The 25,278-nt window shown below is 37.2% G+C and carries 13 protein-coding genes; 3 read left to right on the plus strand and 10 right to left on the minus strand.

What is annotated here, in order from left to right; translation table 11 throughout:
- Positions 1-11: 11 nt before the first annotated feature.
- The 7 genes from AC51AA_RS04520 to AC51AA_RS04550 form a co-directional block, all read right to left on the minus strand.
- Positions 12-2,225 carry a hypothetical protein gene (locus AC51AA_RS04520; protein WP_500704536.1) on the minus strand — a complete coding sequence of 738 codons (2,214 nt, stop codon included), beginning with the start codon at positions 2,223-2,225 and terminating at the stop codon, positions 12-14.
- 19 nt (positions 2,226-2,244) lie between these two features.
- Positions 2,245-4,455, minus strand: coding sequence for a hypothetical protein (locus tag AC51AA_RS04525; protein WP_500704537.1), 2,211 nt, complete (start codon positions 4,453-4,455; stop codon positions 2,245-2,247).
- A 43-nt stretch (positions 4,456-4,498) separates the two neighbouring features.
- Entirely contained in the window at positions 4,499-6,838 is a 2,340-nt protein-coding gene (locus AC51AA_RS04530) for a hypothetical protein (protein WP_500704538.1), read from the minus strand.
- Between the two features lie 12 nt (positions 6,839-6,850).
- Complete coding sequence (locus AC51AA_RS04535; protein WP_500704539.1) at positions 6,851-9,553, minus strand: hypothetical protein; 2,703 nt, start codon at positions 9,551-9,553, stop codon at positions 6,851-6,853.
- 650 nt (positions 9,554-10,203) lie between these two features.
- Positions 10,204-11,991, minus strand: coding sequence for a RagB/SusD family nutrient uptake outer membrane protein (locus AC51AA_RS04540; RefSeq protein ID WP_500704540.1), 1,788 nt, complete (start codon positions 11,989-11,991; stop codon positions 10,204-10,206).
- A gap of 38 nt (positions 11,992-12,029) precedes the next feature.
- Complete coding sequence (locus AC51AA_RS04545) at positions 12,030-15,206, minus strand: SusC/RagA family TonB-linked outer membrane protein (RefSeq protein WP_500704541.1); 3,177 nt, start codon at positions 15,204-15,206, stop codon at positions 12,030-12,032.
- Positions 15,207-15,569: 363 nt separating this feature from the next.
- The gene (locus AC51AA_RS04550; protein ID WP_500704542.1) at positions 15,570-17,258 is read right to left on the minus strand and encodes a sodium/sugar symporter; all 1,689 of its coding nucleotides are present in this window, start codon (positions 17,256-17,258) and stop codon (positions 15,570-15,572) included.
- 654 nt (positions 17,259-17,912) lie between these two features.
- On the opposite strand from AC51AA_RS04550, the gene AC51AA_RS04555 reads away from it, so the two are divergent.
- The 3 genes from AC51AA_RS04555 (at position 17,913) to AC51AA_RS04565 (ending at position 20,293) form a co-directional block, all read left to right on the plus strand.
- Entirely contained in the window at positions 17,913-18,935 is a 1,023-nt protein-coding gene (locus AC51AA_RS04555) for a LacI family DNA-binding transcriptional regulator (protein WP_500704543.1), read from the plus strand.
- Positions 18,936-19,311: 376 nt separating this feature from the next.
- Positions 19,312-19,980, plus strand: a complete 669-nt coding sequence (locus tag AC51AA_RS04560) for an FAD-binding oxidoreductase (RefSeq protein ID WP_500704544.1) — start codon at positions 19,312-19,314, stop codon at positions 19,978-19,980.
- A 37-nt stretch (positions 19,981-20,017) separates the two neighbouring features.
- Positions 20,018-20,293 carry a hypothetical protein gene (locus tag AC51AA_RS04565; RefSeq protein ID WP_500704545.1) on the plus strand — a complete coding sequence of 92 codons (276 nt, stop codon included), beginning with the start codon at positions 20,018-20,020 and terminating at the stop codon, positions 20,291-20,293.
- Positions 20,294-20,464: 171 nt separating this feature from the next.
- Here the strand turns inward: AC51AA_RS04565 and AC51AA_RS04570 are convergent, their stop codons facing one another.
- The 3 genes from AC51AA_RS04570 to AC51AA_RS04580 all read right to left on the minus strand — a co-directional run bounded on the left by AC51AA_RS04570 (position 20,465) and on the right by AC51AA_RS04580 (position 25,169).
- The gene (locus tag AC51AA_RS04570; protein WP_500704546.1) at positions 20,465-23,137 is read right to left on the minus strand and encodes a glycoside hydrolase family 38 N-terminal domain-containing protein; all 2,673 of its coding nucleotides are present in this window, start codon (positions 23,135-23,137) and stop codon (positions 20,465-20,467) included.
- A 395-nt stretch (positions 23,138-23,532) separates the two neighbouring features.
- Positions 23,533-23,829 (minus strand): nucleotidyltransferase family protein, encoded by a 297-nt coding sequence (locus AC51AA_RS04575; protein ID WP_500704547.1) that lies wholly within the window; start codon positions 23,827-23,829, stop codon positions 23,533-23,535.
- Between the two features lie 545 nt (positions 23,830-24,374).
- Positions 24,375-25,169: an endonuclease/exonuclease/phosphatase family protein gene (locus AC51AA_RS04580; protein WP_500704548.1), complete on the minus strand. Its 795-nt coding sequence runs from the start codon at positions 25,167-25,169 to the stop codon at positions 24,375-24,377.
- Between the last annotated feature and the right edge of the window lie 109 nt (positions 25,170-25,278).

Genomic DNA, 25,278 nt, shown 5'->3' on the forward strand with positions numbered 1-25,278 from the left:
TCAATTCTAATCTATTTGTTAACTACTCTATTATCTGCTTTTTCTGCAGTTAATACCTCAGCTATCCACTTCCCTTTCCCGTCTTTTTGGGTGTAGAGTGTCCAGCTATTGGTACTGTTTTGTTCTACTTTAAATTTATCGGTCGTACTTTTAAAAGCTTCCTTCTGCTTAGCTGTGAAAACATCTGCCTCACTAGCGGTTTGCCATGCTTTTAATGCTTTAAAAATTTGAAACTTCTCTGCGTTTTTCTCTACAGTTTCTTGACTCATCCCCAACATATATTGTGCACCCCATCCAATGGCTTTACACTGCAAGTTGTGTGCCACTTCAGCCGTTTTTGGAAACCCTTGAATCCCAAAAGTACCCGGCATATAACTGCTTTCAAAAACATAACGCATGTCTTTTCCTTCGATTCCCCATTTCCCTGTCTCTGGATTGAACATATGATTGCCTCCACCTAAGTTAATCGTATTCATATACAACCAGTTTCCTTCTGATGGTCCTGCCCCCATTACACGAATATAAGGATTTCCGTGTTTGGCTGCTTGATCAAACATACTTCTGAAGAATCTTTTGTATGAATAATAACCATGACCTTGATACAAACAGCTTTCCATACCGTCAAAATCGATAAAATCCATCGAGCATTCATTTAATAAATCAGCATAAGCTCTTCCGTACGTGTCCTGCAGTATCATATCAGGCATCAATCCTGAATAACAGTTGGCTTTTAATTTAGACACATCATCTCCTTTTTTGTGTGCTAAAGCAAACGTTTTATAATATCCTCTTTCCACTCCAATCAAAGTATACGGACGTGTTTTAGTTACTCCTTTGTATTGAATAATCTCATCACCAATCTTCAAAACATTGACATTATATTCCCCTCTTTCGTTCAAATATAAGGTATCCTTTACCACAATGTCAGTATCATTAGGTGCCACATCTTTATCCAATTGAACCGTAAATAATTTCAACAGATTTTTATTGGGAACAGGCGTCACATCAGAACTATTGGTTTGGATGAATTCACATAAGGTATGTACTCCGTATGCAATTCCTTCTTTTTTCAAACGTTGTCCAAAAAGACGAATATCTTCAGTTTTACCGTTGGCGAATTTTCCTTTCATTCCTCCTAAACGATTACCCGGATTATAGTAATACTCCGCATAACCACCGCCTTGACCTTCATCCTGTACTGCTCTGAATCCAATTTGTTTGGTATAACTAATTAAACTGTCATGAACCCCGCTCCAAGCCACATCCGGACGGTTATTTTTAGGTGATTTGATCCATTTTCCATTATCGGTAATATAGGGTAAACCTTCGGCTTTCACCATGTTCTCAATTATCGAAAGGGCTATATTATCTGGGCAAGCATATAAGGCTACAGCTGAATTGAGTAAGTCTACGCCTTCTAAACCATCCACCACCATATGTTGAGGATCTGTATGAAAAAGAATATCAGTGTCAATGGTTTTAGAAATAGTATGCGCTTTACGACGATCTCTAGAATGATACACGATATATGAACCATATGCAGGTTCTAACATAGCGCCATTTCCACAAGTCATTCTGTAATATTCTTCAGGATGTGAATAAAAGGCAACATCATTTACTCCATCGCCCCCAATTCTGAATTTTTGTCCTTCTTTCAAATTCGAAGGTAAAGGATACTTTACCGGATCTGGAGAGTGAATATAATAATGCATCATTTCCAAGGCATCACCGTTGGCAGGTAATCCAGTAGTAGTATTGTCATTTAATCCAAACATACCTATGGCAAAATTGTCATCACGAACCACACCGATCAATTCCCCTATAGTTTTAGAAATGGTCGTTTTAACTGGTCCCCAAATCACATTGTCTACACCTCTTCTATTTTTCAAATCGATCAATTCCATTTTGAAATACTGCTCCTTTGGCGTAATTTTCACAAGGGCTTCCGATCCGTTCTCGTATTGGAAAGTCCACACACTAGTTGCTTTATTATAAGCAACTGACTTGGGTTCAAAAGTTTGTTTTTTGGCCCAAACATGTAAGGCTAATAAAGGAGAACTCTGACCTTGAGCAATGTATTCCTTATTGCGTTTTATATCTTTTATACTGCTAATAAAACCTCTTTCATTGATTGAAATAGAGGCGTATTTGGTCTTTAACGTAATATCTTTCGAATACCCGCTCTGAAATAGCATAAAGGCTACCACTACTATTAGTTTTCTCATTATATAATGCTTTTTGTTTTTATTTATTGGCTATTGTCAAAGGTTTGGTCAGTTGCTCACTAATCCACTTCCCTTTTCCTTCCTTTTGTGTATACAAGGTCCAAGTGCTTGAATTCTTTTGTTCAATTTTGAATTTATCTGTAGTACTTTGGAAACTTTCTTTTTGTTTATCCGTAAATACATCGGCTTCACGAGCGGTTTGCCAAGCTCTAATGGCTTTGAAAATTTTGTATTTCTCAGGGTTTTTCTCCACTGATTCTTGACTCATCCCTAACATATATTGTGCGTTCCATCCAATAGCTTTGCACTGTAGATTATGAGCCACTTCCTCGTTTTTAGGAAATCCTTGAATTCCGAAAGTCGCAGGCATATAATTGCCGTGGAAAACATAACGCATGTCTTTTCCTTCAATACCCCATTTTCCCGTTTCAGGATTAAACATATGATTTCCTCCACCAATATTACAGGTACTCATGTACAACCAATTCCCTTCAAAAACACAAGAACCCATCACACGTAAATATTCAATTCCGTTTTTCTTCGACTGTTCAAACAAACTTCTAAAAAAACGTTTAAAAGCATACTCCCCATGCCCTTGGTACATACAACTTTCCAATCCATCAAAATCAATATAATCCATTGAAGTTTCTTTTAACAAATTGGCATATGCTTTTCCATATTGATCCTGAAGTTCCATATTAGGAATGAAGGTAGAATAACATGTTCCCTGCATTTTAGATACAAGATCTCCTTTTTGATGTCCCAACATAAAGGTTTTATACGCTCCACGTTGTACGCCAGTTAAAGTGAAAGGACGTGATTTAGTCACGCCTTTATAAGTGATCAATTCGTCTCCAATCTGGAGCACATTAAAGTTCTCTTGATGCCAAACTCCTTTTTCATTCAAATACATGGTGTCCTGAACTCGAATAGCGGTATCCTTTGCTGTGATGCTTTGGTCCAGTTTAACACTATACAATTTGCTCAAATTTTTGTTAGGAACAGGAGTCACATCGGCGCTATTCCCTTGTACAAATTCACATAAAGTATGCACACCATACTGCAATCCTTCTTTCTTCAACGAAGCACCGAACTTTCTAATGTCCATTGTTTTTCCATCTTTAAATTTTCCTTTCATTCCTCCAAAACGATCGCCAGGATTGTAATAATACTCGGAATATCCGCCCCCTTGTCCTTCGTCTTGAACACCTTTGAATCCAATTTGTTTCGAGTAACTCACCAAACTATCGTGAACCCCACTCCAAGCAATATCCGGACTGTATGCTGAAAAATCCTTAATCCATTTTCCTTTATCATTGGTGATATACGGCATGTTTTCTTGTTTCACTATCGTTTCCAAAACACTTAATCCCAATTGATCAGGACAAGCGTACAAGGCTACTGCTGAATGCAACAAATCCACATCTTTTAGTCCTTCTACTACTTGGTGATGTCTTTTGTTAATCGGGAACAATGGCATTAACGAATAAAAGATAGTGTGTTCTTTTCTTCTGTCTCTAGCATGATAGGCTATTTCAGTTCCATATTCTGGTTTATACACTGCTGCATTTCCATAATTAATACGGTAATATTCTTCTGGTTTTGAATAAAAATCAATATCGCTATGACCAGCTCCTCCTAGCGAAAGACGCTGACCCTCTTTCAAATTCGATGGCACCGGATATTTCTTTACATCGGGAGTATGGATGTAATAAAACATATCATACAAATCATTGTCCACTGGAACTCCAGCCGTAGTATTATCATTTAAACTAAAGGCTCCAAAAGCGAAGCTTCCATCACGAACCACCCCTATAATTTCCCCGATAGTTTGAGAAATCGTAGTGCGGTAGGGTCCCCAAATCACATTATCCACATCGCCTCTGTTCTCCATAGCCACCAGCTCAAAACGGAAATACTTTTCTTTGGAGTTGACTTTCACCGTGGCAATAGTTCCGTTAGGGTATTTCAAAACAAATTGTCCTGTTGTGCTATTGTATTTTGCTTCAGTTGGATCTAATTGTTGGCGTTTGGACCATATATAAACACTCATCAATGGTGATTTTTGCGTTTTAGCGCTATAGTCTTTATTAGTCTTTAGGTCTTTGATACTCGTTACAAATCCTTTATCGTTAATCGAAATTGACGAATATTTATTCTTCAAAGTGATATCACTCGAATACCCATTTTGGAATAGCATAAAAGCTATTAACATCAAAAAATTTCTCATTATAATCAGTTAATTTAATATTGGTTATTGTTATTTCTTAGCATTAAAATTCTTCCATTGCTGGACTTACTACCTTTATAGCACCATCCTTTTGAATATTTACTATTACTTTTTGTCCTGCTTTTACCTCCACTTTTGGCCATTTCACAAAGGCCACATAACTCATAGGAGTTTGTGTTTGCTTCGCCGTTTCTGCCATTACAGCTACGTTGGCATCGTAGGCCGTCTTGTTTTCAAGTAAAACCGCTGCTGTTCCATCGTTCATATCTTTCATTAGTTGAGCTTCAACATGGTCAAAAACCACCATTTTTCTTGTATCGGTTTGCACATAAAGACCTGGAAGTTCCAAGGCCATAAATGCCCCATTAGTTTCACACCAAGAGTTACGAGTGTTGTAATAATTACCAATAGTTCCTCTTCCTTCCGCATCGGAAAGCTGGATACGCTCCATTTCAGTACCTATACCGTGGTTCGTTGTTGGATGACCTGGCATGTCCATCGCTTCCACATTGGCATGCTGAATGTCTCTGATCAAGTCCGCATATTTTGTATCTCCTGTAGCGCGGTATAATTTGAATAAATAATCCCCTGAAGCGGTACAAATACCAGGAGCGGCATGTTTGTTTTGTGTACTGGCCCAAATAGCTCCAGCCATATTGGATTGGTTTTTCCCAATCTGACTTTGCGCTGGAAAAATAGGATCATACGAAAATGCCCACGTCGAGCACAAGGCCGCCTGTACTTTTGCTTTTTCCAACCATTGGGGTTCCTTTGTTACATTGTACAGGGCCATCAAAGATTCTAAAAATCCAAAACAAGACTCAGAGTCGGCATCTTGAGAAATATCCCCACAATGTCCTGTAGTTAGTCCTTGCTTTTCAACATCTCTTTTGTAATAATACGCAGCCGATTCTTTGGCTGTTTTCAAGAATTCTTTGTTTCCAAAATACATTGAAGCTACTGCTAAACCTGCTGGAGCAATAGCACCCGCCGTTGAGTTAAACACGGCTACCTCACCTGTCTCTGGAACGATATATTGACCGAACTGACCGTCCTTTTTCCAAGTATTGACAAAAGCCTGCGCTAGTTTTTTAGTAGCGGCTTCCCATTTGGGTTTTATTTCATTAGTATACCCTAACTCTTTGTACAACATCAAATGTTTAGTCATCCAAAGTAAGGCGTCAGAGTTTTTACGCACCATGGCTTGCACCCTGGGATAATCCTCATGTTGTCTTTCAGGACGAATATCTCCTGCCGCGGTGATACCACCAAAGAAATACCCGCTTTTCCCTTGTAATTTATCGATAATGAAATCAAATTCAATTCCCACTCTTTCTCTTTCTTTCGTATCGTTCAAAGTCAACATCGGATACGTATTCATCATCCCACTGACCCAACCTAATTGATAATCATTTCCATTTTCAGGGGCATAATATTTTCCAGCAGGAACTTCTACCCAATGCGTTGAAGTGATGCCCGTAGCTAAGGCCACTTGTTTGCTCATTGGAACTAAATTCCTTGGAGTATTGGCTCCACTAAGTGCTTTACGAACCTCCATGAATTTGTTTAACAAATCAGGAATGGATTTCGCTGGAAAAGCATATAATTTAAAGTTTAAGGTCAACTGATCACCTGCCTTCCAATCGGCAGCTTTATCTTCACTGGGGAAAAAATCCCCAAAACCAGTACGTAATTTTCGCATAGCAGGTGCACTCACTGCAATAGATGCAAGTGATCTAGTCTCATTCTCACGAACTGAAATACCAGAATTTCCAAGACGGGTTTGTTGCTCGGTTAATAAGATAAACCCCTTTTTTAACTTTGGTGAATAGAAACAAACCGCAGGTGTGGCCATATTACCTGTTTGCAAATCAATCAAGGACGGTTTCGTTGGATCGGGAGATAATTGCGGATCATTAGAAAAAGTCAAGGGTACCTTAGGATTGTAATACATATCCTTAGGCATTTTAGGCATATACCCATTTCCAATGGTACGGTAACGATTCCCATTATAAATAATGGCAGGAATCATCACATAATTTTTTGTGCTCCAATCACTAAAATCAAATTGAGTAGCTACGGCTGTTTCTTTGGCCGTTCCGCTTTCCAATTGAAAAGCGACACTCACATCCAACACTCCTGAGTTCGTCCCTGAAGCTGTAACAACAGATGTCCAATGGGCTGCTCCAATTTGCAACTTTCCTTTTTCAATAACTTGGGAACTTTTTAAATCAGTTCCTGTGTACTGGTTCACCAGGGGCTTGAAAGCCCCTTTCAATTCTTTTAGAAAATCATTGACGGGTTGGTTTTGCTTTTGTGCGATCAACTGTCCCGTTATACTTAGGGTCAGTACCAATGACAGTACACTTATTTTATGTCTCATTTTTTCTCTTTTTTATTTTTCAAGCAATAGTATCAATCCCGATTTCCCTTTGATTTCTCCAATATTTTTCAAATCAATTTTGTTAATTCCAGCCTGTAGCTTTTCAATTTCTGGCGCTGATATCTTAGTGGGTTTAAAACCTAAAACACTTTCATTTATACTAAAATTGGCCTTTTGAGCAGCCTCACTCCAGTTGGCAATAGTTACAAGGGCTTTATCCGTATTTTTGTTGATGTAAACTGTTGTTGGCAGATTGTGATTATCCGATTTTATAGGACAATTGGTATCCCAATAGCCATACATTTGAGCCTCTTTCATACCAAAACCATCCCATAAATGCCATAAAGGCTTTGGGTTTCCACTCCACGGAATTCGTGGCAACATGCCAAAAACCATTCCTCTGAATTGATTGCGTGCATCAAGCATTTCACTCATCATTCCAAAGGGTATTCCAGACATTTCCACCAACCAAAAATCGGAACTGTGCTCATCACCAAAACTTTCACCTAACCAAGTTCTGTCTACATAAGGCAATAAGTCCATATACAACTGTATGGAATTAGCAAAACCTGCATACGGATTATTGTGATTCCAAGAGTGCATGTCAATAATTCTACGTTTACCATCTGCATCCAAAATTCGTCTGGCTCTTTGCAATGTATTTCGATCTAAGGCACTATCATCGATATAAAAACCATCTAATCCAATATTGTTGACCATCCAATCCAAACCTCCTAAAAAGTAGTTGTTCCAGCGAGAATCTGGAGTAGTAATGACTGAAATGTCCATTTCCCCTTTGTAAGGACCTTCATTGAATGCGTTGTACCACGCAGGGATGTAATTTCCATCAAAGTTATTCACTAACCATTTATCCGGTCCATTAGGATGAATTAAGGTTTTAGTATCTTTTCCCGGACCATCAAAAATCACTTCAGATCCCAAACTTTTTAAAGCCCAGATTTCCGGCGTATGAATGGTCAATTCACGAGTGGTATAATACGCACGTACTTTGATATTCTCCTGATGCGCTTTTTGAATAAATTTGGCCATATCCCCAACAGACGCATCATGATAAGGATAATTAATATAAGGGTAAACATCTTTTTTATGGTGAATGGTAATGTAATTCGCTCCTGCTTCTTTGGCCTCCGCAAGGTATTTATTACTCAAATCCGAATTCGAGTGATAGATACGCTCTGTGGCTTCTGCATATAAATTTAAAGGCTTTACAGGCGTTATCAACATTTCAAAATTATAATACAACTGTTGCCCTTTGCTGAGCATTCTTTCTCCACTATAGGCAGTAAGTAAGGCTTTGTTGCTGTTTTCAGTAACCGAAATAGCGCCTTTACCACTGTTGCCCCAAGAAGTAGGTAAATTTAATTTTCCTAACGCATAATACACGTTGACAAGTGGACGCACAAAATGCTCATCTTTAAACCTGAAATTCAAACCAGCGTTAACGGCTCCAATCCATATTTTATCTTGATTTTTTGTTGTGTCCCATTTCCAATTAAAATTCTCATGTGTTCTAAAACCTCCCGAGCGTCCTAATCCCATCATATAAGTGGACGATTTTTCCGTATAAGGCACTTCAAGACGAATATCCTTGATGTCCGTATTGTTTAGTGATTTTAACTGAATATTGAAATCACAAAAACCATCAAACTGAAAATCACCTGTACAAATCAGTTCGAAATTTTTACTTTTTGAAATGGTTTGCCAACGCGCATGAGTCTGGTCAGACTCTACTATTTTTGTAGTTTGTGACTTCAGTATTTCTGCGCCGTTTTTAGTTTCAATTACCAAACGAATCTCATCGCTTAAAATCGGATTGGATATCGACTTGTCCAATTGGTTACTTTGATTGTAATGGGTTGTAATGTTTTTTGGTAAACCCATAGACGAAAGCTGAATTTCACCTCCAAGATATTTAATGGTTTGGGCTGAAACCGTTACTGGGATGTAGGGTTTTGTTGGTGTATTGGCTGTTCCCCCTTCATAGTTTAACCAACGAAGACGACTCTTACGCCAACCTTCATTCTCCCCATGGTTCGCTATCGTTTTGGCGTCCACTACCAATTCTATGGCTATACTAGTAGCTTCTTTATAGGCTGGCTTTACCGATAGCGTTCCTTTGTAGGTCCCAACAGCCGAAGTCGGTGTATCCAATCCAATCCAGAAAGCCTGTAATTCTCCCTTAGGAACCGAAACTGCCTTGGTAAAGGATTTTCCGTTTTTATCGATTCCTCCTAAATTAAAACAGGTAAAAGAAGCTGCTTTTATCTTATCGCCTTTTTCATTTTTTAAATCTGAAAAAGTAATTTTTACATTCTCTAAATTCACAGAGGGCGCAAAGACCCCAATCTGAAAGGTAAAAAATTCACCCGCATTAAGATCATCTGTAAAAATAGTTCTTTGCTCTTTTTTGCGTTCTATCCAAGATTTTGGAAGAAAAAGTTTAGAACGGATATCGTTTTTTCTGTTCTCCGTAAAACAAAAGTAACCTTGCTTAGGGTTTTCCTTTACAAGCTTATTGACTTCCTCTTGTGAGGCTTTAATTCTCATTACAGATTGCGATTCATTAACCATCCCTTGACGGTTTAAATCGTCAAAGGCGTTGGTATGCTCCTGCGCTTGTGCAACAGCTGAAATCAATAATAGCCCTGCCGCTACAAAAAAACACCTTATTTTTAATTCAAAATTCTTTTTCATTTATTCTTACAATTAAAATCTATTCCCTACCATTACTTACTGATCCATACATCTTATTGAGTATTCGCATAACCTGATGTTTTTGGGCTCAAGCTACAAAAACACGAAGTACCTACTGCACCAGACTGCCCATCTTTACTTTTTCTTAACTTTTTCTAAATTCCAGTTCAAATAAACCCTTCCATAAAGTTATCCTCTTTCATTTTTATTAACAGTTCGTAAACGTTCTCATTTGCCCAAAACAAGCTTTCGACAACTCCATTTGCCCTCTCCATTATACGCCTTATCTCTCTTCTAATACTATAGGAACTTGTTTTTTAGCAACCATAACTTTAATTGAATTCCTACTTCTGGTCTTTCAAAAAACATACGCTAGCGTTACATTATCGCTTGTATCTTTTTTGAATATTCCTTTATCGACATCCCTAACAAGCCACTGATCAGTTTCTAAAACAACCCACATAGCCCCTTTTAAAGAGTACTTTTTTTTCCTACTTAAATAACACATCAAATCTGCTCCGTCCGCATTCCACGACAGAATGCAGACTTTGCAGATTTAACGGTTACAAACAAAAAAAAACCACCATTTTTTACTTAAACGCATTAGGACAATTCGACTACAATCAAATATCCCAATACTTCAAGCTTACTTATTTCAATGGGTCAAAAGTTCCGCCCCATTCATTGTTTTGCTCTATTTTAGCATTTCTGTTAATATCATTAATATTGATGGCATAAAACCAGTGCGTCAAACTCAAATTGAATTTCCATTCCGTTGGATTACCATCAAAACTTTGAAGATATTGGATTTTGAATTTTGCACGTGTGGCAGCATTTTTCATATCACTTGTATAATCAAAATTTGCAACATCGGCATTATCTTTAATGACTATTTTGATAGCTGATCTTGAACCTAGAGCATTTAAAATATCAAAACGTTTTAAACGTCTTAAATCTCCAAAACGTTTTCCTTCAAGGGCGAACTCAACAAAACGCTCTTTAATATAAGCCTCTCTGATATCCGTTTGAGCAGTAGCAGTGATACCACCATTGACAGCAGTAACACCTGCTCTTTGCCTGATCTTAGTCAATACATCTAAAGCCTCTGCAGTTTTCCCTGTTTCATTGGCACATTCTCCATAGTTCATCAATACTTCAGCAAAACGCAACTCTACCCAGTCCAAACCAGCATTGTAAACTGTTGCTTTTCCAATAGTTTGATCGATCCCTTTTATCGGGTGAAATCCAGCTACAGCAGCCGTCCCCACTCCAACTCCTGTTTCCAAATAAGCCATACTACTATTGAAGCCTGCCTTATTTTCATAAGTACTCCAATATCTCTTATTTCCTTGCAACACACCATCAATATTTTCTTTTGAAGGATATATAGTTCCTGGACAGAAAATAGTGGCATAAAAGCGATCATCAAGATTTGTATACAAATCGGTCATAAATTGTTGATCAAAACTATCTGTCCCCGCCTGTGCCGCATTAAATACTAAGGCTGTACCGTCCTTTTTTGGATAGGCAGTAAGCAATGGTAAATAAGGTTGATTTTGGTTCGACAAATCTTTAGTCAACGGTTCTGGACGTGGTCCTCCATTGAAGAAAGTATGGTCAGGGAAATAAAATTGATTGACCATAATCACCTCTTTGTTATTTTCGGATTGCCAGATATCTGCATATTTAGCCACCAATCCTTTACCCGCAGCCACACACATATCTACTGCTGCTTTATTAGCTGCATATGCTGTTTGCCAACGTGCTTGATCATTTGAAGGATTGAATAGTGGACTTGCATACCACATCAAGATTTTTCCTTTTAAAGAAGCAGCAGCTAATCTATCAATTCTCCCGTAGTCTCCACCAGTCCAAGTAGTTGGCAATTTTGCAATCGCAACATCTAAGTCGGCGATAATCTGAGTGACACACTCTGATGTTTTATTTCTTGGTACAAATAAAGATTCTCTGTTATTTATATCTTGTGATTTTAGTATCAAAGGAACACCTCCAACAGATCTAACTTTATTCCAATAGTCCCAAGCTCTCCAAAATAAAACTTGACCTTCTAATTGGTCTTTTTCTGTTTGCGATAAAACCGTTATCGTAGGTAACTTTTCAAGAAAAAAGTTGATCCTTTCAATAAATTTATAACTGAACTCACCTGCCGCGCCATTTCCTTGCGCATCAAGGATTCCACGCAAATAATTACTCATTGAAGTGGGCTTGTTAGCCGCTTCATCTGACCCGTCCCCGTTCACGGGCCAACCAGGCATCTCACCACCATGTATATCTGATACATAGGCCTTAATCATCACAGGATCACTAAATACATTATCAGGTGTAATGGCATCCGTATTTTCGTAATCCAACTGGCAAGAAGTGACAGCAAGTGCTCCAACAAAACCTAAGGCTACTAAAGTTAATATCTTTCTCATTTTTATTGTTTTTGTACTATTTTTCATCATATACTAATTTAGAAACCAACATTTAAACCTGCACTTAATGATCTCATTATAGGATAACCAACAGAGTTACCTAGTTGTGGATCCCAATATTTATTGAAGCCACCGATCACAAATAAATTTGATCCGGTAACAAACACTTTCAAATTATTAATCTCTTTAATACGAGAAAGTTCTTTGAAATTGTATCCAAATGTTAAGAATTTTAGACGCACATAATCATTCTTTTTGAACCAGAAATCTGAATCGTAGTCTCTGTAAATAGAAGAAGCACTATTGTATAATGGTAAAAGTTGAGGCAATGAAGCATTTGGATTTTCAGGAGTCCAGCTATCATTTACTAGACCACTATACATTCTTTGAATCTCTACACCACTCATTAAATCTTTATTGGATTTTAACGACCCAACGCTACCAGAAAACACTACATCAAGATCGAATCCTTTGTAGCTTCCCCCTAAGTTCAATCCAAAATTTACTGGATTATTATTAGGTGCTATAGTCACCCTATCATAAGAGTTAATCACATTATCTGGAGTACCATTAGGACCGCTGATGTCCTTATATACAATCATACCTGCTTTGGGTGTATATCCATCAATTTTATATCCTGGATGAGCGGCATTAAAAGCAGCTGCTTCCGCATCTGAACGTAAAAACTGATCCACTGAATAGCCTACAATTCTATTAGTTTCTTTTCCGACAGGAATATCAATCTCCTGTGCGTTAGTGGCATAATCTTGTGTAATTACTTTGTTCCAACCATAAGTCACATTGACGTTTCCATAATAATTCAACTTGTTAATATGGTTATTGTACCCTAACGTAAATTCGATTCCTCTAGCTTTAATTTCACCGTAATTTTCTTTTGGAAGAGTACCACTAAAAGAAGTAGGTACACTGGCGGTTCTTGCCCCTAAAATATCGTAAGTATCTTGAATGTAATGTTCTAAAGTTGCGTTCCAATGTTTAAGGAATTCCACATCAATAGCAAAGTTATAACTCAATGATTTTTCCCAAGTTATATTAGGGTTGATGATGTCACCATAGTAAATTCCTACTGAAGGCGTTGGAGTCGTTCCAAAATAAGCAACATCCCCTTTTTTGTATGAATTCTGCCATTGCCATCCTCCTACTGCATCATTACCAGTAAGACCAGCGGAGGCACGTAGTTTTAAGAAACTAACTGTGTTTTTGTTAAAGAAACCTTCTTCCGAAATAACCCATCCCACAGATCCTGCTGGGAAAAACCCCCATTGATTCCCTTTAGCAAAATTCATAGAACCATCCTCACGGAAGGATCCACTCACTAAATATTTGTTAGCATACGCATAAGAAAACTGTCCTACAACAGATTTACGCCCATTTAAATAACTAGTGTCTCCACCTGCAGCAGTATCTGCTCTTGCATTACTAAATGCCCAGAATTGATCTGTGGTATATACTGGATTTTTTTCTCTTTGACCATACACACTTGCACCACCAGCTTCGAATTTTTCATATACCAATGTTCCTTGAATCGCATGTTTATCAAAAGTGCGATCATAGCTCAACTGCAAATTCACTTGATAGTCGTTACTCCAAGATGCCTTTTTGTATAGATAAGGATTGGTAAAGTTAGCTGTTGTTGCATATCTGATAATATTAGCATCTCTTGTATCTACGATGTAGCCATTTGCACTTTGAGGTAGTACCGCCAATGGATAAAACTTTCCATATTCATCATTATGTGAATTGGTCCATGAAGCTATATAAGTTGCTTTAGCACTTAAACCCGTAACATAAGGAATCTTGTACGTCAAACTAAGGTTCATATCGGGTTTAAAGGTATCAGTGGTTTCATAACCTCCCATATTTTTAGATTCACCAGCTGGGTTTCCATACGCCCATCCTGTATAAGTGAACTTTCCTCCATCTGTAAGAAAAGGTTGCCAAGGCTGCCAAACACTCAATTTTTGATACATAGGATCAGAACCTTCCAAGTGATCTGCGGTATTATGCGTTTTACTAAAAGCCATTCCCGCATAGAATTGCAAATTATCGGTAACTTTTACAGTCGTATTAAAACGAACATTTGTTTTTTCATACTTATACGATTCTAAAAATGATTTGTCTTTCACATTGGAGATACCAGCAAAGTATTTTATTTTATCGCTACCCCCACTAAGACCAAAATTCTGAGTTTCAATAGAGGGTGCTTTCCAAAGTTCTTTAAGATGATCATAACCATAACCACCATTAATTGTTTTCAAATGGTCAAAATCAGCTTGCGTATAATAACCCGCATCAGTACTAGGATACATACGATTATATAGTTGTCCTAACTCTACAGCTGAAGTCAAAGACTTCCCTTTTAATCTAGAATCCTGACCATAACTGTAAGAGTAATCAATTTTCATTTTTCCAACTTCTCCTTTTCTAGTGGTCACCACTATTACCCCACCGGCCGAACGAGATCCATATACGGCTGCAGCAGCAGCATCTTTAAGTACCGTAATTGTTTCTATCTCATTTGGCGCTAGATTGTTAAAATCTCCTGAGCCTTTAATGGCTCCGTCAATTACATAAAGCACATTTTGGTCATTGAAGGAAGAGCCCTTACGAATTGTAATTGAGGGCTGGCTACCTGGAATACCTCCAGGAATACCAACATTAACCCCTGCCATACGCCCCGCAAGAATATTTCCTGCAGATGTAGTGGCCGCTAATCGTATATCTTCCGAAACTTTCATAGTTACCACAGATCCGGTGATGTTTTTCTTTTTCTGGCTAGCATACCCTACTACCACAACCTCATTTAAGGATTTTGAATCGGGCGTTAATTTAATTTTAAAGGAACTCTTGCCATTGATGGACAAAGTCTGTGTTTCGTAACCGATATACGTGATGACCAATGAACCATTTTCCGGTGCTTCTAATGAGAAAGCGCCATCTAAGTCGGTTATTGCCCCGTTGGTAGTCCCTTTAACAAGAACATTAACTCCCACCATAGGAACGCCTTTTTCATCCACAATGACACCAGAAACTTTAACGTCCTGCATTGCTTCCGAAGATTTGTTTTTTTCTCCATCCATCGTTTCTTTGATCACTACCCCATTCATATTCACCGGTATAGCGTTTGCTAAAACCGTTGAATTTAGAGCGAGTGATGCCATAACCATAAAAATGATTTTCTTTTTATTGTACATAAAAAATATTTTTTAAATTTTTAACTATGGTAAATTCTACTCTGGAAGAAGTTTTTGCTATTTTAGCGGCTTCTTTCAGAATTCTACTGCTAGAGTATTGAGAAGAACTTTAAATTGGGAGGCCTCGAACGCCTCTCAATTTTTTATTTAATCCCAAATAGGCAGTTCAAGTCAAGTGCTGTCTTTTGTCATGTTTTAATTGGTTTTAGGTTAATAGTTTTTATTTAGAGTGGGTTTAGGTTTATTCCCCACTTGTCGAAAATCAATTTAAAGTTCTACTGGTTCTACTGTTATTTATTCTGTCTTTATACTATTTTTTTTTCATCCTGAGGATATTACACGGCCTGCTCACGGCTACTAATACTACCAGAAAATAGAATATAAGGCCACTAATACGCCGCTTATAATCATCGCCCCTACAGCAAAACCATTACTAACTCGAAACATCTTAGTGTCAATCTCCAGTCCTTTTGCTTTAAGCCCCTTCTTCGCATCGTATAAGCTGATGACAATCATCAATAAAACACAGATCACAAATACAAAACCCATTCGATCCAAAAAGGGAATCTCATAAGCCATTGTTTTATCCTTTTGCTCTACCAAGGTCGCAAAACCGGTAGAGCTTAGGAATTCCAAATTCATAACATGAGGTAAAAACTTAAATACAACTGATAATACAAATCCTCCAATAGTGGCAAACATCGCCGCATTAGAACTTGTTTTCTTCCAAAAGAATCCTAAAATAAACATCGCAAAAATTCCTGGACTTACAAATCCTGTATATTCCTGTATGAATTCGAATCCTCCTTTTTTGTCTATTCCCAATAAGGGTGCTATAATCACCGCAACAAGCATAGCCACTACTACCGTAATTTTCCCTACCTGTACCATCTTCTTTTCACTGGCGTTCACCTCAATCTTCTTCTTGAAAATGTCCAGCGTAAAAATGGTGGAAATACTATTCACTTTACCGGCTAAGGAAGCTACCACCGCTGCAGTTAAGGCCGCAAATGACAATCCTTTCAATCCAACAGGCAATAAATTCAGCAATACTGGATAAGATCGATCAGGATTGATCAGGCCATCAGGACCCAACATTTCCGTTTGTAATCCCCCTTTTGTATAGATCACATAAGCTGCAATCCCAGGTAAAACCACAATAACGGGCATTAATAATTTTAGAAAAGCAGCGAATAGAATTCCGCTTCTAGCCGTCTTCAGATCCGCTCCTAAAGCTCTCTGTGTAATGTATTGGTTACAACCCCAATAGTTTAGATTGACAATCCACATCCCTCCAAATAATACCGTTAAACCTGGTAAACTTGGGAAATTGGCGTCTTCTTTTTTAAAGATCATATGAAAATGGTCCCCGGATTGATTCAGCATATAATTGAATCCTTGTACCATACCGTGTTGTCCGTTTAATTCTGCTACTTTGTCTAAGGCCAAATAGGTGGTTACTAGACCTCCAAAAATCAAAAACACAACCTGAACTACGTCTGTATAACCAATCACTTTCATTCCACCTAATGCAATAATAATCGAGAAAAACGCTAATCCATACATGCACAAATCAATTTGAATTCCTGAAATACCGTTAATGGCTAAAGCCCCCAAATAAAGTATAGAAGTCAAATTCACAATCACATAAAGCAACAACCAAAAAACAGCCATAATCATCGCTACATTCTCATTATATCGCACACTTAAAAACTGCGGCATGGTATAAATTTTATTCTTTAAATACACCGGAATAAAAAACACCGCTACAATGATTAAAGTCAAAGCTGCCATCCATTCATAAGTAGCAATAGCCAATCCCATCTTGAATCCATTTCCTGACATAGCAATGAATTGTTCTGAGGAAATATTCGATGCAATCAAAGAGGTTCCAATGGCCCACCAAGTCAAAGAGCCTTCTGCCAAGAAGTAATCATGAGAGGCAGAAATCGATTGTGTTTTTTTTCGCATATAAACGGAATACCCATATCCTGCTACGATAAAGAAATAGACAAGAAAAACTAAGTAATCGGCTAATTGTAAAGTATTCATGAATTTTTTTTTGGTTTATGTTAGTTAAATGCTTTGGTTATTGTACGTAAAAATGATTCATACACTTTTTGTTTCTTTTCTTTTTCTAAAAGGGAATTAATTTAGCTCACACTATTTTAAGCAATGGACCGTTCGTATCTTCTTTCAAAAAAAAAATGTTTTCTTTTATTTAAAATTGAACTTTAGCCTATTCCGATCCATTTTCCCTTTCATAAAAAAGAAACTCACAAACATTTTTATAAAAATACATTACTAAGTAATATTTACTAAAAAAAATGTTAAATTATTAAAAGATTCTAATTAAAAAATGTAAAAATAACACTTTATATAACCCCCAACTAAATCGAACAAAACCAACACCTTACAAATATTTATTTCCAATTAAGTTTTCTTAAAAAAGTTACTTAAAGGTTTAAGTAACTTTTCTGTTTTTCACTAATTCGGGGCGAATTTCACATAATTTCAGCAGTAAAACCTTACTTAAAAAAGCTAGTAACTGCATGGAAAACACCATAATAAATTTAAAATTGACTTAAAGAGTAAGACCTCTAATAAAAAAATCATAAATTAGTGTTCTCGAGCACAGAATACCTTCGAATAAAATCTAATTTAGCGAAATATTTAAAATTGAATCCAAGTAAGCAAGCCTGTAAAATGAACAATAGAATAACATTAAAAAAAATCGCAGCCGAGTTTAATGTCTCTATCGCTACCGTATCCAAAGCATTAAATGACAGCCATGAAATCAGTTCCAAAACAAAGGAAAAAATCAAAGATTTTGCCAAAACTCACAACTACAAACCCAATAAAGTAGCCTTAAGTCTACTTAATAAAAAAACCAAAACATTAGGGGTTATTATCCCTAATATTATGAATAGCTTTTTTACAGAAGTATTTGTGGGTATAGAAGAAAAAGCCACCGAATTAGGCTATAATTTAATTTCGTGTATCTCTAACGAATCCTATGATAAAGAGGTCAATACAGTGGAACTATTAAAAAGTGGTACCATTGATGGTTTCATTATTTCTATAGCCGAAGAAACCCAAATCAAAAAGGATTTCGCTCATTTAATTGACGCGATCGATCAGCATGTACCTATTGTTTTATTTGATCGTGTAGCAGATGAAATTAACTGCGATAAAGTTATTGTCAATGATTTTGAAGGAGCAAGACATGCTACCGCTCATCTAATCCAAACGGCTCGTAAAAAAATTGCCGTAGTGTCTATTTTGGACAACTTAAGTGTGGGCAAATTAAGAGTTGAAGGATACAAACAAGCTCTTAGGGATCATAACATGGAGATCGACGAAAAAATAATAGTACGTATCAACAAAAAAGAAGACATTCAAACCACCATGAAAATCATTCTTTCAGACAAAAGCATTGATGCTTTATTATGTCTTGAAGAAAGTTCAGCGATCCAATGTTTACAGTTGATCAAATGCATGAATTACAAAATTCCTGAAGAAATGTCTATGGTTTGTTTTACCAATGGAAAATTGCCACAACACGTTAGTCCAAGCATAACCACTATAAGCCAACATGGTAAATATATTGGAGAAACAGCTACCTCTATGCTCATCCAGCGTTTAGAAAGTGACCAACAAATCGAATTTACCACTCGAATTATTAAAACCAGCCTCATAGAAAGAGAAACAACACTGCCTTTACTCTAAGGGGTTCTTTTCAGTGTTCAATACCTCCCTATTAGATGTTAATGAAAAAAGTATTAATCTAGCTTGCGTTAAAACAGAGTTTAATACCGAATACTGTCTGCTGCTCAGCTCTAACAACACCCTCTACCTCCTTTTCATCAGTCGGATAATTCTCCTTTAGAAAGTCACGCCCCGACCCAACAAGCTAATTAACCCCAACAAAATAGGCTTGTCCCATACCCTAAGTGTTTTTTACCTTTACTTTATCCCCCCGTTAAGCAAAAAAAACACTAAAACACTATTCTTCAACAAACTACTAACTTATTCTGTAAGGCTTCAGTACTTATTTCTTATCTTTATACAACAGGTAAAATAATAAATATTAAAAATATTGGATATGAGTACTTATGTAGTTAAAATTCTGGACGCATTTTTCATTACCCATGATGTGAAGTGCTTCGTGGTGGAAAAACCCACCCATTATGATTTTATCCCTGGACAAGCAACCGATGTTGCTCTTAACCTTCCAGGCTGGGAAGATAAGGTTCGCCCTTTTACTTTTACTTGTTTAAAAGAAGATGACCATCTAGAATTTATGATCAAAATATACACCGATCATGATGGGGTTACCAATAAACTTGGGGAAACCAATGAGGGAGCGGAACTTCTGATAAGTGATCCTTTTGGGGCCATTCAATACAAGGGGCCAGGAGTTTTTCTTGCAGGCGGAGCCGGCATCACGCCCTTTGTTTCCATCTTTAGAAATCTTTATACCAAAAAACAACTCGATGGGAACAAACTTATTTATTGCAACAAAACATCGGAAGACGTTATTCTAGACGCAGAGCTGCAAGAAATGCTTAAAACCGATTTTATCAAAGTTTTTACACGCGAGCATGTTATTGGATTTGTTGGACGTCGCATTGATCGCGATTTCCTAATTGAAAATATTATCGACTTCGGGCAACATTTCTATTTGTGTGGGCCCGATGAATTTGTAAAAAACATCACGGAATTACTACTCCATCTCGGGGTAAAACCAGAGACCCTTGTCTTTGAGAAATAAATTTTCTTTGCAATTAACTTTTAAAACCTTATCCCATATGCAAAATAAAGAGTACGACTTATTACTTCAGTCTCTAGCTTCTCCTTTAGATTATTCAGAGGGCTTTTATCTCGTCTATGTTGAAGTACCTGTACCGAACACGAGCATCAAGAAAATCATTTCGAAACATGCTAAAGTGATTTCATCATTGGAGTTTGGTTACTTATGCGAAATGCCTATGCAAGCTATCCCTGAAGTAGTGCGTTCTTTGTCTGTAAAAAATCACGCCATCTATCAAATTGTTCGCTTAGTACGTCTCTCCAAAAAAAGCTGATTGGGATTCAGCACCCACACTCGAAAGCGAACAAAAATAGCTAAATATAGCGCAGGTTCTAAAATGCCTATTGGTGATCAAGTTTGCTTTATGCCCAACTTGATCCACCTAGCTGTTTTGTTTTAATCGAAAAAAATCATACCTGCTTTACTTTTAGTTTTAATTTCACGTTTAATTCAAAACAAAACTCACAGGTGCATAAGCTTTGAGATCGAAAGCAAACGATCCGTTGATAATTTTAATGGATTTCCCTATTACTTCACCACGCAGATTGACAGGTGTTGCTTGTGTAAATACAGCTCCTTTAGGTAAGGTAACCTGTACCGCTGCTGAGCTACCACCTTGTTCCCACAAACGCAAAATAGTGCCTTTCCCATCCGGATTCTCACCAAAAGCCGTTAGTAAAACACCGCCTCTTGAAATCGCAATACCTTTCTTTTTTAAGGGTAACTTACCCTCCATTCCTTCAGCAACTCCTGTTAATAAAGGCAAACGAGCCTCCCAGGCATTTTGAACCAAATTAGGCACTGTCTTGCTTTGTTTATCCACTGGCCAGATACGAACCTTTTCACTCCAGGAACCCTCTTGCCATAAAGGGAAGTTGGTATTCCACATATTGTTGTATATGTTAACAAATACCGCAGGTATTGTAGGTTCGTGTTCCAAAGCAAACTTCCATAAGCCTGGTTCCCCAAGACTCACCAAAGGAGAATCTATGGGTGCTACTGCCACCCCTGACTTGTCTTGCCCTGTAATAGAAACTCCCGAATTGACAGCCATCAAATATTTATTGGTTCCCGAAATAATGTCTGTTGAGGGATTAACTGGCCCACCCAGGCGCCCCACAGTGAAAGTAGGTTGCTGAACTGAAAAAGGAAAACAAAGCCATCCGCCCTCAGCTTGTTTGTCTGCTGTTTTGTCTGTAACAAACCACTCTACATCTACATAGGCCGCAGTTCGTGGGAAGGTAAAACTTAAGGTATACCCCTTTGCAAAACCTTTCGTATCCACTGCTGTTAAAGTGGCGATATCGGCCACTTCTGAATGCGTAACTGCAATTTTCCAATCATTAGGGGTAAAGGTCAAATAAGGTGCTTTTTCAGCTTTAATCATACCTGGTTTACCCAGATCATTTAATCCCCAACCGTCTTTAATTCGACTGTATTCATTAAACCATTGATCTACTTCATTGGTACTGAAGCGCTCGTGCAAAAACTGACCTACTGCATATTTCGACGATTGATCCACTAATTCACGACCTGTTTTTTTCTCAATTAATGAGGCTATTCCACCTCGGCTGAGATCAAAAACAATTTTAAAATAAGGGGTCTCAAATGCTGTTTGGGTATCCTTTGTAAGGGTTAGTTCCTTTAATTCCTTTTGAGAATAAGTAACATATCCCGAGGCTTCAATATCTTTCACATAAAAAGAGGATCCTTTTTTCCATGGGTTCTCAATGATTGCTGATCTTTTCCAAGGCAATGGATTGTAGACTACTAAACGTTTCCCTTGAACATTTACGGACTTTGCCAATGCATCCAAATGACCTTTTAGTTCTTCACTAACTAGGGTATTGGTATTGCGTATGTATTGACGTTTTTGGTCGTATGACTTCAACCATTTACCCTTACTTCCTCTTCCGGTTTCTCTTGCATCACTATTTTTTAATGTGGCGTAATCTCCATTTTCAGGTAGGGCTTCTGCTGCCGCTTCTGCCATCCATTTTTTCCAATCTTCACCATAGCTATAGCGTGGACCATATTCGGCGTTCATCCCCCATGTATGCTCCGCATACAAAAGGCTTTGCTCATAGGCTTTGGCCAGTTTTCCTGATATGGATCCACTATCGACACCCCAAATATTCATTTGGGTGTGCAGTCCATCCAGCACTGATTCTAAAGGACGAATGTTTCGTGCTATTTTTGTTTCTTGAGGATTTGAAAGTAATCCCTGAATCCAAGTATCAGGTGTATCTCCTTTTACGGTAGGCAGATCGGGATTTTCAGCCAAAACGGCTTTAGCAAAATCATCAAGGGTTCCAAAATGAATTTTTACCCCAGGCATCTCTTTTTTGGCATATACCAATAAATCATCTATCTCTTTCTCAGAAGGAGGTCCATGATTATCACCCGTCATTTGCATGGCCAAATAATTCTTACTAGGCCACCCTTTGGTTGGTTTAATATCAGAACCGTATAGCGCTGTATAATTACATAATACCTTCGAACCATCTGCGCCTTCCCACCAAAACAATTCTGGAAAACGTGGATACTGGCTAGCGGGATTACAACCCAATTGCAAGAACTTTATACCGGCATGATGCAACAAAGAAGGCAATACCCAAGAATGGCTTGGTACGTCCGTCATTTTAGCGCTAATAGGCAAAGGAAGTCCATAAGTACGACTAATCTGAGAGGAATACCCAAGTCCACGAACCAAATCCTCATAATCCAGTGACTCGGTATGCGTAGTAAAAGCCAATCCATGCACTGCAATTAGTCCCTCTTTAATGGCTTTTTCTATCCTAGCTTTGCGCTCGGGATTCTGTAAAGGTCCTAATATTTGCGCTTGAAGTGGCCAGCCCGGTACAGTCCAAGCAAATTGTTTTTCTTTAGGTAAGGTTCTACTTTTTTCAATTACTCCCAAAGCCTTATCCATCATCTCTTCTCGATAACGTTTAAAAACATTTTCTGGCAAATCCGTAAATCCTAAATCAAAGTGGGTTTTAAATACCACCCATACATCAGTTACTTTTGAATTAATTGGATTACTATTTTGCTCTTGTGCAAATGCTCCTGATGTTACAACTAGGGCGACAAAAAGTATTCTTATTCTTTTCTTCATACCTTTTTATACTAATTAGATTTGCGCAAACTTTATAAGGCTCACTACTTTTATTTTATCAATCAACGAATACTAGATTTTAAACATATCAATACTCTTGGCCTCTTTATACTGGACTAGATCACTTTTCATATGTTCATACATATAAACAAATATATTTTTTTTTAAGATCAATTCAAACAATTCAACTATATTTTTCTGATTACGAATAGAATACAATAAACTCTATTCCATTATATATACATAGAAAAATTACTTGATTACTCGAGCTCGGTCGAAAGAAAATGTTAATTGAATACTATTTTTTTAGAGTACATAGGAATGACAAGTCCTTAATAGTAGTAGTAGTAGTAGTAGTAGTAGTAGTAGTAGTAGTAGTTTATTCTTTTGGGTCATTAAACATATTGCACTTCATTTAAAATTTTCGGGCCAATATATGGACTTAAGCCGTTTTTAGTAACGACCTCAATTTTTTCGTTCTTGAACAGTTTTTCAAACAAATCATAAACTGCCATGTAATTATCAAAATTTTCTTTATCCGGTTCAAAATCAATCAGCAAGTCAATATCACTTTCGCTGGATTGCTCGTTTCGAATGTAAGAACCAAACAAACCAACATTTCGAACACCTAATTTCGAAAGCTCCAGCTTGTTAGATTTCAACGTTTTTAAAATATTATCTTTTGTGGTCATTTCAATCTTTTAGTTAAACATATAAAACATGGCTTTTCAAGTAGATTTACTAAAACCTGAACTACACTTGAATACTGAAATCTAATAAACATACCAATCTCTACTCATTATTTTATGAATATTGTAAGGTAGCATCCGCTTTGAAAACAACTCTATTTTCAATATTCGACTTGGTCAAAAATCCGTAATAAACAGACAACCAGCCTTATCAACCAGAACAAAAGTATAATTTAAAACAAAGTAATACCTTAATCCTATAACTTGCAAGTGCAAGTTCAATTTTCAATAACAGTAACCTATGCATTTATACATCCAACTAATCCTCTATAGAACATTCAAAAAAAAAAACAGATTTTAATGTCAAATTAAAAAAGGACAACTTCATTTTAGAAACAAAAAAACTTCCAAAATCACTTGATTTTTGGAAGTTTAAAATTTTATTTACTGCTAGTACACTACTTGCAAGTCATCTTTCTTATTGTGTTAAAAACAACTTCAAATGAAACTTGAATATCTACAATTTGTAGTGTAGAGGCCTTCGTTCTTTAATCTTGAAGTTCTAATGTTACGACGTAGGCACGATGATCAGAGGCCACTGCATTATCAATAACTTCTTTACTTAACACTTTCCATTTCTTTTTAGGCGAGAACATGATGTAATCAATTGTATCGGTTGGTTTATCAGATGGCCAAGTTTTTAGCGGATTTTTTTCATCATAGGATGTTCCCCATTTCTCTAATAAAATTTTCATCGGATTACTCTCTGGATACGAGTTCAAATCTCCTGCTAGAATGGTTGGGTATTTATTTTTTGCAAATACCTCATTGATTTTTTTTACTTGATTAGTTCGATCCGTTTCTTCTTTTTTATAATCCAAATGCGTCCCCACAAAAGCAATGGTATCTTTAGAGGGAAGTACCGAAACTATCTCCACTGCATTTTTAGGTTCGTTCCCTTTAGTATAAGGCAAATTGACATTTCGAGAAGAAACAATAGAGTGTCTTGACAAAATTCCTTCCCCATATTCTCCTCCATCAAAATCCATCGACTTGGCAAAAAGACCACTCATTTTTGTTCTAATAGCTAGTTCCGTCACTAAGTCATATTTCTTAGCACGGTTGGTTTTAAAATCCACTTCCTGCAGGGCTACAAAGTCTGGATTGGCATCATTAATTACTTTGGCAATTACATCCAAATTAAAATCACCTTTCATGGTTTCTCCATGATAGATATTGAAGGTCATAAATTTTACTATTGTTTTACTTTTTGCCTCTTTTTGTGCAAACGATACATTCATTGCCAATAAGAACAGGGGTAACAGAATTACTTTACGTTTCATGATTTAAAATATATTTAAGATTAAGTTTTACTAAATGGGTCCAGAAACGAACCCGTCATGACAATCGGCCCAAAAACAAACTGCTAGTCCTTCTTGCATGCTAACAAAA

It is taken from the genome of Flavobacterium sp. OHVDL-2026-0007, from assembly GCF_059882335.1.

What these genes read in the sequence shown, in the direction of transcription:
- AC51AA_RS04520 (WP_500704536.1), bottom strand. Translation starts at nt 2,225, where the DNA reads ATGAGAAAACTAATAGTAGTGGTAGCCTTTATGCTATTTCAGAGCGGG.
- AC51AA_RS04525 (WP_500704537.1), bottom strand. Translation starts at nt 4,455, where the DNA reads ATGAGAAATTTTTTGATGTTAATAGCTTTTATGCTATTCCAAAATGGG.
- AC51AA_RS04530 (WP_500704538.1), bottom strand. Translation starts at nt 6,838, where the DNA reads ATGAGACATAAAATAAGTGTACTGTCATTGGTACTGACCCTAAGTATA.
- AC51AA_RS04535 (WP_500704539.1), bottom strand. Translation starts at nt 9,553, where the DNA reads ATGAAAAAGAATTTTGAATTAAAAATAAGGTGTTTTTTTGTAGCGGCA.
- AC51AA_RS04540 (WP_500704540.1), bottom strand. Translation starts at nt 11,991, where the DNA reads ATGAGAAAGATATTAACTTTAGTAGCCTTAGGTTTTGTTGGAGCACTT.
- AC51AA_RS04545 (WP_500704541.1), bottom strand. Translation starts at nt 15,206, where the DNA reads ATGTACAATAAAAAGAAAATCATTTTTATGGTTATGGCATCACTCGCT.
- AC51AA_RS04550 (WP_500704542.1), bottom strand. Translation starts at nt 17,258, where the DNA reads ATGAATACTTTACAATTAGCCGATTACTTAGTTTTTCTTGTCTATTTC.
- AC51AA_RS04555 (WP_500704543.1), top strand. Translation starts at nt 17,913, where the DNA reads ATGAACAATAGAATAACATTAAAAAAAATCGCAGCCGAGTTTAATGTC.
- AC51AA_RS04560 (WP_500704544.1), top strand. Translation starts at nt 19,312, where the DNA reads ATGAGTACTTATGTAGTTAAAATTCTGGACGCATTTTTCATTACCCAT.
- AC51AA_RS04565 (WP_500704545.1), top strand. Translation starts at nt 20,018, where the DNA reads ATGCAAAATAAAGAGTACGACTTATTACTTCAGTCTCTAGCTTCTCCT.
- AC51AA_RS04570 (WP_500704546.1), bottom strand. Translation starts at nt 23,137, where the DNA reads ATGAAGAAAAGAATAAGAATACTTTTTGTCGCCCTAGTTGTAACATCA.
- AC51AA_RS04575 (WP_500704547.1), bottom strand. Translation starts at nt 23,829, where the DNA reads ATGACCACAAAAGATAATATTTTAAAAACGTTGAAATCTAACAAGCTG.
- AC51AA_RS04580 (WP_500704548.1), bottom strand. Translation starts at nt 25,169, where the DNA reads ATGAAACGTAAAGTAATTCTGTTACCCCTGTTCTTATTGGCAATGAAT.